This window comes from Mesorhizobium sp. BAC0120 (genome assembly GCF_033542235.1).
In the GTDB taxonomy this organism is placed as follows: domain Bacteria; phylum Pseudomonadota; class Alphaproteobacteria; order Rhizobiales; family Rhizobiaceae; genus JAWRCU01.
Genome location: NZ_JAWRCU010000003.1, coordinates 174,619 through 186,749, shown reverse-complemented (window position 1 = coordinate 186,749; position 12,131 = coordinate 174,619). Strand labels below are relative to the sequence as shown.

General features: G+C 59.9%; 10 protein-coding genes and 1 tRNA gene. 9 read left to right on the top strand and 2 right to left on the bottom strand.

The window, feature by feature from the left end:
* Positions 1-950 precede the first annotated feature (950 nt).
* Together SAZ10_RS07710 and SAZ10_RS07705 are read left to right on the top strand one after the other, a co-directional pair.
* Positions 951-1,976 (top strand): hypothetical protein, encoded by a 1,026-nt coding sequence (locus SAZ10_RS07710; protein ID WP_318608630.1) that lies wholly within the window; start codon positions 951-953, stop codon positions 1,974-1,976.
* 147 nt (positions 1,977-2,123) lie between these two features.
* Positions 2,124-2,567: a hypothetical protein gene (locus SAZ10_RS07705; protein ID WP_318608629.1), complete on the top strand. Its 444-nt coding sequence runs from the start codon at positions 2,124-2,126 to the stop codon at positions 2,565-2,567.
* Positions 2,568-2,662: 95 nt separating this feature from the next.
* On the opposite strand, the gene SAZ10_RS07700 is transcribed toward SAZ10_RS07705, so the two are convergent.
* Positions 2,663-3,241, bottom strand: a complete 579-nt coding sequence (locus SAZ10_RS07700) for a recombinase family protein (protein WP_318608628.1) — start codon at positions 3,239-3,241, stop codon at positions 2,663-2,665.
* Between the two features lie 324 nt (positions 3,242-3,565).
* Between SAZ10_RS07700 and SAZ10_RS07695 the strand changes: the two genes are divergently transcribed.
* From SAZ10_RS07695 to SAZ10_RS07675, 5 genes are all read left to right on the top strand, one after another.
* The gene (locus tag SAZ10_RS07695) at positions 3,566-4,078 is read left to right on the top strand and encodes a hypothetical protein (RefSeq protein ID WP_318608627.1); all 513 of its coding nucleotides are present in this window, start codon (positions 3,566-3,568) and stop codon (positions 4,076-4,078) included.
* Between the two features lie 224 nt (positions 4,079-4,302).
* The gene (locus SAZ10_RS07690; RefSeq protein ID WP_318608626.1) at positions 4,303-5,250 is read left to right on the top strand and encodes a DUF4357 domain-containing protein; all 948 of its coding nucleotides are present in this window, start codon (positions 4,303-4,305) and stop codon (positions 5,248-5,250) included.
* A 91-nt stretch (positions 5,251-5,341) separates the two neighbouring features.
* Positions 5,342-5,431: transfer RNA gene (locus SAZ10_RS07685), tRNA-Ser, on the top strand.
* 489 nt (positions 5,432-5,920) lie between these two features.
* Positions 5,921-6,655, top strand: coding sequence for a glycosyltransferase family 4 protein (locus SAZ10_RS07680; RefSeq protein WP_318608625.1), 735 nt, complete (start codon positions 5,921-5,923; stop codon positions 6,653-6,655).
* A gap of 66 nt (positions 6,656-6,721) precedes the next feature.
* On the top strand, positions 6,722-7,360 hold the full coding sequence (locus SAZ10_RS07675; protein ID WP_318608624.1) for a 2OG-Fe(II) oxygenase: 639 nt from the start codon (positions 6,722-6,724) through the stop codon (positions 7,358-7,360).
* 276 nt (positions 7,361-7,636) lie between these two features.
* Here the strand turns inward: SAZ10_RS07675 and SAZ10_RS07670 are convergent, their stop codons facing one another.
* Complete coding sequence (locus tag SAZ10_RS07670) at positions 7,637-8,113, bottom strand: MarR family winged helix-turn-helix transcriptional regulator (RefSeq protein ID WP_318608623.1); 477 nt, start codon at positions 8,111-8,113, stop codon at positions 7,637-7,639.
* Between the two features lie 155 nt (positions 8,114-8,268).
* Between SAZ10_RS07670 and SAZ10_RS07665 the strand changes: the two genes are divergently transcribed.
* Together SAZ10_RS07665 and SAZ10_RS07660 are read left to right on the top strand one after the other, a co-directional pair.
* The gene (locus SAZ10_RS07665; protein ID WP_318608622.1) at positions 8,269-10,341 is read left to right on the top strand and encodes a hydantoinase/oxoprolinase family protein; all 2,073 of its coding nucleotides are present in this window, start codon (positions 8,269-8,271) and stop codon (positions 10,339-10,341) included.
* Positions 10,342-10,351: 10 nt separating this feature from the next.
* The gene (locus SAZ10_RS07660; RefSeq protein WP_318608621.1) at positions 10,352-12,109 is read left to right on the top strand and encodes a hydantoinase B/oxoprolinase family protein; all 1,758 of its coding nucleotides are present in this window, start codon (positions 10,352-10,354) and stop codon (positions 12,107-12,109) included.
* Positions 12,110-12,131 lie beyond the last annotated feature (22 nt).

Genomic DNA, 12,131 nt, shown 5'->3' with positions numbered 1-12,131 from the left:
CATGCAATGCGTGTATGTCCATGTTGTCATTCGCTTATAAGTTTGACAACATCATCAACATATTGAGCCGCTTAGCGTGCCAAAAACGGCTTCAGAGCCCATGGGGTGACAACAAAATAGCTATTTTTATTGTCTAGATGTAACGCAATGTTGCGGTTTATTTCCAAGATGTTGTCGTTTTCAGTGCGATTGCACAAATTTTATCGATGTGCCAACATCACAAACGCTTGCATCACCCTGAGCCGCGCACGCCAGTTTTCGCGAGAGTCTGCACGCCATGGACAAAAGCAGAATAAGCGCTCTCGTATTCTCAATCTTGTAGAAACTTCTATTTCATCCACCTCGCAAAGCCTTATGGAACTAGGATGAATATGTATTCCGCGCAGCATTCGATCACGGCTCTGGCAAGGTCTGGGAGAGATAGCCCAGAGCTGAGCACGGCCGCGGGTAGGTGTTGCTAGCAGCTATGAACAAGCGAATACGAATCCTTCATCAGTATATCGGACGATGCTGGAAAGCGCCGCTTCGCGTTGCGCGCAGTCGGTCGGACGCAGCGTATCCTCCTGTTCGCCATACGTTGTAGATGAACAAGCCGCCGCAGAGCGCCGGACTGACGACACGCCACGCACCGCTGAGCACTGTGAAGTCCTAGAGGGTATCACCATTCTCGATGGGGATGCCTCTCGGCGCCACCGCAGTCCGAGGGTCAAACCTCCTCTACTGTGGAACCGACATCGAGCGACGCAGGCTGGCTCTGTCGTGCAGACGCTGAAAACATCAGAGCAGATGCCGGATCGCGCCAGCGAGCACCCCTGAGCATAGGTCGAACTTTTTTCGGCGATCTTCTGCATTGCAATGACGAAATCGCTATAACTCCCGTCAATAGCGACAGCTGCCTGCAACCTGGAAAATGAACGCCGGACGGTCCACACCGTCCGAACGGTGAGGTCATGCCTTTATATAACATCTCTAAAACCAAGCGCCTCGTTGAAAACATACGCGCCATCCGCACGATCATGCCGGAAGTTCTGGCGCGTGAGCGTGAACTGGCCCACAGTAAATGGTTCGCCTATCGCTTCATGTCGCCGCTCGCCGCGACCGAGCTTTTTGCCGATTTCTATCGCAAGGGCGTCAAGGCATATGTTCGGGAGCACCGGGACATCGAAGAGGCCGAGAAGGCGAACGGCATTGCAGACAATATCTTTTCGCAGGCAAGCAGCTCGCTGACTCAGCTTTGGCAGGCCAGGCAGAAGGCGGATGAGCTGAGCCTACCCTATGATACGCTCATTGACTTCGGCTTCCATTTTGTAAGCCGCCGCCGCTGGAGGAGCACGCCTCGGCCGATCCAGCTCTTTGGAAGCAAGAACTCCGACGTGGCTTGGCCCATGGAGATCGCGAAATATGTTGAGGATCGCCTTCCCATGACGCTCAGCAGGATCCCGGTGCTGCCGCAATATCAGACCGAGAACTACCGTGGCCTCCCGGTCCAGGACCGGTTCCGGGAACACGTCCTCGAGGATTTGAAGACGGGCAACAGCAACTGGTCCACCAAGATTGGGAACGCCTGCGTAGGTAGGCGGCATCTTCCGCTTCGTTCTGCCTTGCAGCTTGTCCCTGACACCGAATGGTCCGCAATCGCCACTTCAATCCGCATGGACCTGGAGGTGGGCACGCTCGTTCCGCCTCCGGAGGAGCATGTCACCGGCATCGCATTGGCTCCGGCATGCATTGGGATTCCGAGCGCGAGGGATGAAAGCAGCAGCGACTGCCAGTCGTGCTCGTTCAATGCGTCTTGCCGGTCGCTGATCGATTGCGCCGCAAAGCACCTGGTGGACCGGTTCGGCACGCCGTCACCGTTAGCCGACGCCCGGCGGGAGCATGAGAGGAAGAAGCGTAACGAGCGCCAGAAGCGGTTCCGGGACCGGAGCAAGATAAAGCTTCTTGCGGCAGAAGCCCGCGCTAGCGATCCGGAGTGAGTAACGCCTCCCCTAAGTTGGTGTCTCTCTTTAGAAGGCTAAAGAAACTTAGGGAGGGCGTTACTCGGGATCTCTTCTGGGTTCTGTAGAAAAAGGCAAGAGAATAGTCCGCGGGTCGTTAAAGGGCGCCCCGGCTAAGGAGAAATCATGCCTGATACAAATATCAATCTCCGGCGTCTGTTCCGAAACCGATTCGAGGTCTATCTGGCTACCGGTGACCCAACCGTCTCCGGAGAGTTCGACGGCTCGCTGCTTACGCTGCTGGAACTCTGCGAAATCTTGAAGCACGATCGCGAGCCGTTCCCCCAATATTATGATCGTGACCTGGCGAAGGTTTGCGGGCATGAGGCAAGGACGTGGTTTCGCAAGGAACGCCGCTACAGCGACGTAGCTCGATTGATGGCCAAGCACGCCTCCTTATCAATGGAAGGTCAGCTCCGCCGGGCTGGGATTTGGGTCGCCACTGTCTTGAAGTCGTCGGAAAACTCCATCGACCCATCAGGAGCTGCATATCGGTCAGGTGACGATGATGATCACGAGATCGAACTCGATTATGTCGTGAGTCAGAACGAGCATGGGCCGTCCGCCTAACGCCCGGATACCGACCTCGCTCAGGGGAGACTCCCTGGTGCGCGTTGGGTTTTCCTCGTCCATGGCATCAACGCCAGCCAGGTCGCTTCTATGAGTCAGCCAGAGGCATTCCCTCGCTGATCGTCTCTCAGGACGCGCAGGAGGGTGCGAGGATGGATGCCATACTCGGCCGCAACGTCCTCAACCGAGATTTTATTCTGCTCGATGGCGATAAGGGCTGCCGCACGCTGGGCTGCTGTCGTTGCCGGTCGGCGACCTATCCTGCTCCCCCGCGCACGAGCAGCTGCCATCCCGGCTCGAGTCCGCTCGCTGATCAAGGAGCGTTCGAACTCGGCCATGGCGGCAAGCATGTGGAAGAGCAAGCGGCCGCCTGGAGAACTCGTATCGATAGCCTCGCTCAGTGAATGAAACTCGACAGCTCGTGCTCCGAGGTCGGTCACGAGCTTGATCAGGTCGATCAATGATCGACCCAGCCGGTCCAGTCTCCAGACCACCAACATGTCGCCTGGTTCCAGGCAGTGGAGCGCTCGCGAGAGACCAGGGCGTTCGAAATCCGAACCGGAAATCCCTTGATCCGCATGGATCTCCACGCATCCGGCAGCCTGGAGGGCGGCCCGCTGTAAGTCGAGGTTCTGCTCATTGGTCGAGACGCGGGCGTATCCGATCTTTCTCATGCTCGTCTGCAGACACCATTGGTAGAGATTTCGGTTTCTTTTCAAGAAGATGATACCCAGCCCCGCCTTGACGGAAAGGAACCCTTTTGTGCGGTCGGGGATTTCCGTTGACCGTTCGAACCGCTCGAAGGAAATCAGACGTTTAAGAAAACCGGACCCCGCTCCTCCGCTTATGTCGGAAGGGTTCCCTTTCGTGCAGCGTTTGATTGCGGCTGTTATGCGGAGGGAAAAATGAGCTGGTCCGTCATCATCGCCTTGGTCATGCTCGGGCTACTCGTAGCATTCGTGCTGTCCGTGATGGCAGGCAACTCGGCGGAAACCCGAATGGACGAGCAGCTCAACGCTATCCCCGACTTCACACCAACTGTCAGCTACAAATCTTCCATGTGCAAGAATGCGATTGCGATCGACATCGAACGCGAAAAGATCGCTGTGCTGCTGAATCCCATGAAGCTGAAGCAGCTAGAAGCCAAGGCATCAGTATATGGATCTTCTCACCTCATAGCGGTTGAGGTTGCCCGAGACGGTTCCTCGGTAATCAAGACACAGCGCGGCAGTCAGCTAGCAGGCGCTGCGGCAGGCGGCTTTCTTCTCGGGCCTGCTGGACTTGTCGTCGGTGGTCTGTCGGGCGCAAAGCGGCAGGAGAGCAAGATTGAGAAGCTGTCGATCAAGCTCTACACCAACGATCTGATGATGCCAGTGCAGGAGGTGCTCTTCCTGGACTTTCCTGGTGGTGGCGCCGATCCGCAGCAGATCCAGCCTATCCTCCGCGACCTCGATCAATGGTATGGCCGGCTACGTGTTATTGTCGAGAGCAAGAAGAACGTTCGCGCTTGAGGGGCGGCAATGGTGCTTAGTCCCGGGGAAATGCGTCAGTAGCATTCCAAACGCTGCATCAATTCTCCTATTTGCCCTCAACTACATTTCTGATGCCGCGAGCAGATCCGCTTCCCGGGCCAGCGCCGAGTGAAATATCGATGCGCCTTGGTTGCGTTGACACTAGTATGTTCCGCTATGCTACTGATGTCGTGCTGGGGACCTAAAAACAGCGCGGGGTGGGGATGACTTCTGACGAGCCAGTCGGTCGCGTCGTGAAAATTTTTATCACGGGCCAAGATCCGCGGAGCCTGCGGACCGTAGAGTTGGACAACTGGACCGGTGTAGCCATAACCGGACAGCCAGAATTCTTTAAGAAGGCACTCGAAGCCGAAGTTCTCAGCCGTTCCTGTGTTTATCTACTCATTCGATCGAGTGCGGACGACGATCTGCCGGAGATTTATGTCGGCGAGAGTGATGATTTCTCCCAGCGTTACTTGGCAGGCAAATTTCCTATCGAATTTCATACTTTTTTGATTTTTACCAGCAAGGACGACAATCTAACACGAGCGCATGTCAAATGGCTCGAGCGTGAGCTTTGGTCCATCCTCAAGGGTAACAGCGGAAAAGTCCTTGTGGCAAATGCCAACAAGCCGACTGGATCTAACCTCCCTCGTGCTGACATCGCAACGATGCGAACGTATCTCAGCAACACAATCTACGTTCTTGAGGCACTCGGATACGACCTATTTTCCGTCCAGGAGCGGACCTCTGCATCTCCTTCGCCTAAGCAGACTGATATGCAATCGGATGAGACCACCAGTCTGCGTATTGACCTCTATTCCGCGCTGCCAAAGCGCCCAAATGACCGAGCATTCCTCCGCTACGAAAACAGCGCCTACACTCTGGCAGCAGGCTCTAAGATTAATGCGAAGATTACAGATAGCCTGCCTGCGAACGTGAGGAAGCTACGCGACCAACTGATTGCAGACGGCAGCCTAGTGACCCATGAAGGCTACCTGCAGCTCGAACGAGACATCCCTTTCTCAAAACCCTCTCCAGCCTCCGCGCTTGTAAAGGGCAGAAGCTCCACCGGATATCTAGACTGGGTAAGGGAAAGTGACGGCGTGCCCTTGGGGGCGGTCCTAGGCATTATTGCGGCGGGCCAACCGGCTGACGAGCCGGCACAATGAAGCCACGATAGGAATCGATTTTTGCTGAAATTGCCGTGGCCTGCTTCACCCGTTATGGAGTGCGCCGCGCCGCAACCGGGCGCTCACCTATGGAGAGGTGGCAGAGCGGTTGAATGCACCGCACTCGAAATGCGGCATACTCGCAAGGGTATCGGGGGTTCGAATCCCCCCCTCTCCGCCAGAAATCTCGCATCACGCTATTGACCGCGAGTTGGCCGTTAGTGCCAAGCTCGAAAGACAGTGCGGCCGGTTCGCGACCCATCGCGCGAAGCGGCCGATTTGGACAGTGGCATGCCATTCCGGGGGAAGGATCATCGCATTGACGCGCGATTTTTCGGAAATCGAAGTGGTGGCTACGAATTTCAACTGGCGCCAATCGGGAGGCACGACAGCTGTCGTGCAATTGGTTCAGGAGCAGGCGAAGACGCTGAAAGTCGCCGCGCTCGGCTTCGATCTGCCTGACCGGGTACCACGCATGCTCTGGCGCGACGTTCCGAGATTATTCGGGAGACCGGCTAACCGGCCATTCCGAATCTATCATTGTCGTCGCAACAACGAAATGATGTTGGGAATCTTGCTGAGGCATGTCTTGCGCGCGCCTCTCCGGCTTATCTTCAATTCCGCCGGGCAGCGTCGGCACAAGGCACTCACCCGCTGGATGTTACGGCGGATGGACGCTGTCATCACGACGAGCGAACGCTCGGGCAGTTTCCTCGAAGTTCCCTACACGGTCGTGCCGCACGGAACGGACTTTGAGGCTTTCCATCCGCCCCGCAGAAGCGAGGACGATTTCGCAGCGAGCGGACTGCCGGGCAAATATGCTGTCGGCTGCACCGGACGGATCCGGCATCAAAAGGGCACTGATCTGTTCGTCCACGCGATGCTGCAGCTTCTGCCGCACTATCCTGATTGGACGGCGGTCATTACGGGCCGCACCAGCCCCGACAACCTGAGCTTCGAGCGCGAATTGAAGTCGCGGATCGCTGCCGCAGGCCTCACGCAGCGTATCGTCTTCCTCGGCGATGTCGACGACATCTCTTTGTGGTATCGGCGCTTCACGTTGTTCGTGGCGCCTTCGCGCCAGGAAGGCTTTGGCCTTACTCCCCTGGAGGCGATGGCCTCGGAGACGGCAGTCGTCGCTTCCGACGCGGGATCCTATCCTTCGATGATCAGGCCCGGAATCAACGGAACGATCGTGCCAGCGGGCGATCGAGACGCCCTGGTCGCGGCCATCGAACCCTATTTTCTTGCTCCGGGTCTTGCCAAGGAACAGGGTCGTGCGGCGCTGGAATTCGTGCACGCCAATTTCTCGATTGAGGCCGAGGCACGCCGCATCCGGGCAGTCTATGATCGCCTATGGACCGAACAAGAAAAACCACTTAGCCTGTCACGAAAAGATCAATAAACCGCGGCTGGGACAAACCCGCCCCAAGTCAAAACGAGACCAAGTACCAGCACCCAGGGAGGAGACATGCTGAGACTTGACACGCTGCGCGCGACACCGATCGAACGCGATCCTTTCGAATATGTTATCGTGAAGGATTTCATCGAACGCGAAAAACTGAAAGAGGCCTTGGCCGATTATCCGGAAGTGCCAGGGCCCGGGTCGCATCCGCCGTCGGGCCTGAAGATCTCGGGAGGTTTCAAGGCACTGATCGACGAGATGCTGGACACACCTTTTCGGAAGGCGGTCGAGGAAAAGTTCGACATAGATCTGACGGGCAGGCCGACAATGTACACTGTCCGTGGGTTCTGCCGGGCAAGAGATGGGAAGATACACACAGATTCCAAGACTAAGATAATCACCGTCCTGCTCTACATGAACGGAGATTCGTGGGGGAACTCGACCGGCCGCCTGCGCCTCCTACGGAACGGCTCGGATCTCGAGAACTATGCAGTCGAGATCGAGCCTGCTGGGGGGACCGTCTTGATCTTCAGGCGCTCCGAGAATTCGTGGCATGGCCATCACCCCTACGAAGGCAGGCGTCGTGCGATCCAGCTGAACTGGGTTACCGACCAGTCAGTCGTCGACCGTGAACAAGGTCGCCACGGTTTCTCGTCGATGATCAAGCGGCTCTTTCAGCCAGTACTCTCGCAGCGGCGAGAGTAATTTTCGACTCGCTGTCGCGCCTTGCCGCCGCCACATGCGCTTGCCCAATGATGACGAGCGCGGCCGCGCTATCGCCTGCATGTGAAGCTGGGAATTCCGGCTGGACCAAGGTCAACGGCTTCCTGACGAAACCGCGTCCATCGAGCACATGGAAAAGCACGTCGAGCACGACCTCCGGTACATCAACAACTGTCGGGGCCATCGCAGGCACCGCCGCACCAGAGAGCCGCCTTTGAACTCCTCAAAACCCGCCGGGACGGTTCCGGACAACCATCATCATTTCATGATCTCCGACGTCAGCAGATTGGGGCCTTCCGCGATCTTTCTCGCCAGTTCGAAGAACGTCTTTCTCTCCACCTGCGACAAGGGCGCCAGCCACTCTTCCTGGCGCCTGCGCGAGACGTCGATGAGTTCGGTCAGCAGCTGCTCGCCTGCGAGAGTGGTGAAGAGGCGCTTTTCGCGTGCGTCGGAATCCGAGGTCTCCTGAATCAGGTAGCCGCGATCCTCCAGCAGCGAAACGGCCCGGCTGATGGTGTTCTGCGGGCGTGGAAACAACAGCTTGATCTCCTTCGCGCGGATGCCTGGAAACGTCTTGACCGCATAGAGGGCGGACCAGGCCTGCACGGGCATCTTGAAGCGCCGCTCGATGTACCGGTTGGTAACCAGGTTGTTGCCGAGAACGATGTAGCTGATCACCAGCAGTTCCCGCAGGTCTTGCGCGAGTATCTTCTCCAGTAAGTTCCCTGAGGTCATCGCCTTCCTCCGCTCCCTCCAAACGCTCCCTAGAGCCCCTTGGGTCCGCTCGCCTCCGGCGGCAGCCCGCAATTTTATTTCAATCCAGATGGATTCAACTTGCCAGATCGATCCAGGTGGATCAATCTCCGCGCAGAATATTGCTGGAGGCGGGAATGATCGCACTGGGCGTCGATGTCGGCGGAACGTTTACAGACTTGATTCTCGCCGACCTCGCGAATGGAAAGGTCACTATCCACAAGACGCCGTCCACGCCATCCAACTCGGCCGAAGGCGTCGTGACCGGCGTCAAGGGAATCTGCGAGATCGCCGGCGTCACGCCCGCACAGATCGACGCGATCTTCCACGGCACGACCGTCGGAACGAATGCGATGTTGGTGCATGGCGGGGCCGTCACCGGGATGATCACGAACGAGGGCTTTCGTGATGTGCTTCATATCGGCCGCCACCAGCGCCCGCAGCACTATTCGATCATGCAGGACCTGCCCTGGCAGAGTCGCCCTCTGATCCGGCGCCGCTTCCGCAAGACCGTTGCGGGTCGTCTCGATGCCAGGGGCGAGGAACTCGTGCCGCTCGACGAAGAGGCGGTCGCGGCGGCAGCGCGCGAGCTCGGTGAGGATGGTGTCGAAGCAATCCTGATCGGGTTCCTGTTCTCGTTCGTGAACCCAGCCCATGAACGACGCGCGGCCGAGATCGTGCGTGACATCCTGCCGGGTGTCTTCGTGACGACGTCAGCGGAGGTCTCGCCGCAGTTCCGCGAGTTCGAACGCTTCACCACCGCGGCGATGTCAGCCTTCATCGGGCCGAAGGTGCGCCGCTATATCAGCGATCTCAGCGAGGAGCTGCGCAAGCTGGGCGTCACCGGCGAACTGCGGGTCATGACGTCGTCGGGTGGTCTGGCGACCCCGGAGATGATCGCGCAGCGCCCGGCGACGACGCTCCTTTCCGGTCTCGTCGCAGGCGTGCGCGGCGGCGCCTGGGTCGGCGAGCATGCCGGAACCGACAAGCTGGTAACCCTCGACATCGGCGGCACCAGTGCCGACATCGGCATCATTCGCGACGGCCGCCTCGCTGAAGCCGATGCGCGCAGCGCCAAGATCGCCGACTTCCCGGTCATGCTGCCGATGATCGATATCCACACGATCGGCGCCGGCGGCGGCTCGATCGCCTATATCGACCGCGGCAAGGCGTTTCGCGTCGGGCCGCAGAGCGCCGGCGCCGAGCCGGGGCCGGCGGCCTATCGTCGGGGAGGCACGCTGCCGACCACCACGGACGCCAATCTGGTGCTCGGCCGGCTCGTGGCGGACAACTTCCTCGGCGGCCGCATGTCCCTCGATGCGCAGGCCTCGGCGAGCGTCATCGGTGAACTTGCCGCCAAGCTCGGCCGCTCGCCGGAAGAGACGGCGGAAGGCGCACTCACCGTTCTCAACAGCAACATGGCGAACGCCATCCGCTCCCGCACCGTCCAGAAGGGCATCGACCCGCGCGAGTTCACCTTGGCAGGCTTCGGCGGCGCTGGACCTTTGCATGCAGCGGAAGTGGCGGCCATGCTCGACATGAAGGATGTCCTGATCCCGCCGCATCCCGGGATCACGTCGGCCATGGGTCTCCTCACCGCTGACTTGGAGTATCACGCCCTTCGCACGGCGTTCGCGGTCAAGGGTGCGCTCGACCTCGGTCGTCTGCAGGGCCTGTTCGACGACATGGAGGCCGAGCTGGGCACGATCTTCGCCCGCGACAAGGTTCCGGCCGAAAAGGTCAGGATGCTGCGCCAGGCGGACCTGCGCTACGTCGGCCAGGGCTACGAGCTGAAGATCGACGTGCCGGATGGTCCGCTGACGGACGCCGCTCTGGAAAGCGTGTGGAGCGCCTTCCACGACCGCCACCGCGAGGAATATGGCCACGCCTTCGAGGCGAGCCCGATCGAGATCGTCACGGTCAAGGTTCGCGGTCTCGGCTTGGTCGACAAGCTCGCCGAGCCGCCGGCCTATGCCGTCACCGGCGAGCCGAAGCAGGTCGGGACGGGACGATGCGTCTTCCGCGTCAGCGACGAGCTGAAGACGTACGACACACCGCATATCGAACGGACTTCGTTGCCGGTCGACCGCAGATTCAGCGGCCCGGCGATCCTGCTCCAGACCGATACCACTACCGTCGTCCCGCCAGGCTGGACCTACTGGGCGGACCACCACGGCAACGTGCGCATGACGCGCGACAACAAGGCGTAAGGGGACATCCATGCAGACGCGCGTCGATCCTTTCCTCGCAGCGGTCATTCACGGGGCGCTCGAAAACATCGCGATCGAGATGGGCCACAAGCTCATGAGAATGAGCTATTCCAGCATCATCCGCGAGAGCGAGGATTTCGGAGCCGCGCTGACGGATGCCAGCGGCCGGCAGCTCTGCGAGTGCACGATGAGCACCCCGCTCCAGTCGGGACCGATCCCCGGCTACATCTCCGGGATCCTGCGCGAGCTCGAAAAGCGCGGCGACACGGTCAAGCCGGGCGACGTGTTCATGCACAACGACCCTTATGGCGGGGCGTCTCACGGGCCGGACGTCGGCTTCGCCGTGCCGATCTTCCATAAGGGAGAGCTCGCGGGTTTTTCCGTGACCACGGCCCATCATCTCGACATCGGCGCACTGACGCCCGGCAGTTGCGGCATCGTCGATGCGGTCGACACCTATGCAGAAGGGCTGCAGTTCAAGGCGGTGCGGGTCTACGAGGCCGGACGCAAGGTTGAACCTGTCTGGCAGATCCTGCGCAGCAACATCCGCATCGCCGACCTCGTCGTCGGTGACATGGAGGCGCAGGTGGCAGCCGCCCGCATCGGCGCGGAGCGCTACGCAGCGCTGCTGGACCAGTACGGGCTGGACACCGTCACGGGCGCCTATGAGGACCTTCTGGACTACTCCGAGCACCTGATGCGCGATGCGATCGAACGCATCCCGGACGGTCGCTACAATGCGAGGACCTTCATCGACGGCTATCTCGACAGCCCGGACCCGGCGCTGAAGGAACTGCCGATCGAAGTGACACTGACGGTGACCGGGTCCGACATCCATGTCGATCTCACGGGGACGGCGCCGCAGATTCCCAATAAGCCAATCAACATGCCGCTGGTCGGCACGGTCGACTGCGCCGTCTGGCTGACGCTCCGCTCGATCCTGCTCGACAGCGACATCTACGGCGCGATCCCGCAGAACAGCGGCCTCACCCGGCCGATCACCATATTCGCGCCCGAGGGATGCCTGGCAAATCCGATCTTTCCGGCACCCGTCATCGCCCGCTTCTGTCCTGGCAACGCTGTCGCCGACACGGTGATGAAGGCGATCGCGCCGGCCGTGCCGCAGCAAGTCAGTGCCGGCATCGGCAATCTGCGTGTCATGGCCTTCAGCGGAGTATCGAAAGGCGCGACATGGGTCCACATGGAGATCATGGAAGGCGCTTATGGCGGCCGTCACGGCAAGGACGGCATGGACGCGGTCGACACCCTTTACGCCAACACCCGCAACAATCCGATCGAGGACATCGAGTCCCATCTGCCGCTGCGCGTGCTCAGCTACGCGCTGCGCGAGAACGTCGCTGGCGCTGGTGCCTCGCGAGGCGGCATCGGCTCGATCCGTGCCTTCGAGTTGCTCGAAGACGGCGCGGTCTCGATCGAGGGTGACGGTCAGCGCTTCCGGCCCTGGGGCTTCCTGGGCGGTGCGGACGGATCACCGGCAAAGGTGGAACTGGCCAGGGCGGGCGGCTCTGTCGAGGAGCTGCCGTCCAAGATCCCCTACCGGCCTCTCGCGAAGGGCGATCGCATCATCGCCTACGGACCCTGCGGGGGCGGCTACGGCAATCCGCGCGAGCGCGATCCGCAAGCCGTGCTCGATGACGTCCTCGACGAGTTGATCGACGTCGATACGGCGCGATCGGAATACGCGGTCGCAATCACCGGCAAGGCGGTCGACGAAGCCGCCACGCGGGCGCTGCGCGGCCAACGATAACGGGAACTTCCGCGTCTCACAG

Coding starts and splice junctions, on each gene's coding strand:
- SAZ10_RS07710 (WP_318608630.1), top strand. CDS start 951: ATGCCTTTATATAACATCTCTAAAACCAAGCGCCTCGTTGAAAACATA.
- SAZ10_RS07705 (WP_318608629.1), top strand. CDS start 2,124: ATGCCTGATACAAATATCAATCTCCGGCGTCTGTTCCGAAACCGATTC.
- SAZ10_RS07700 (WP_318608628.1), bottom strand. CDS start 3,241: ATGAGAAAGATCGGATACGCCCGCGTCTCGACCAATGAGCAGAACCTC.
- SAZ10_RS07695 (WP_318608627.1), top strand. CDS start 3,566: ATGGACGAGCAGCTCAACGCTATCCCCGACTTCACACCAACTGTCAGC.
- SAZ10_RS07690 (WP_318608626.1), top strand. CDS start 4,303: ATGACTTCTGACGAGCCAGTCGGTCGCGTCGTGAAAATTTTTATCACG.
- SAZ10_RS07680 (WP_318608625.1), top strand. CDS start 5,921: ATGGACGCTGTCATCACGACGAGCGAACGCTCGGGCAGTTTCCTCGAA.
- SAZ10_RS07675 (WP_318608624.1), top strand. CDS start 6,722: ATGCTGAGACTTGACACGCTGCGCGCGACACCGATCGAACGCGATCCT.
- SAZ10_RS07670 (WP_318608623.1), bottom strand. CDS start 8,113: ATGACCTCAGGGAACTTACTGGAGAAGATACTCGCGCAAGACCTGCGG.
- SAZ10_RS07665 (WP_318608622.1), top strand. CDS start 8,269: ATGATCGCACTGGGCGTCGATGTCGGCGGAACGTTTACAGACTTGATT.
- SAZ10_RS07660 (WP_318608621.1), top strand. CDS start 10,352: ATGCAGACGCGCGTCGATCCTTTCCTCGCAGCGGTCATTCACGGGGCG.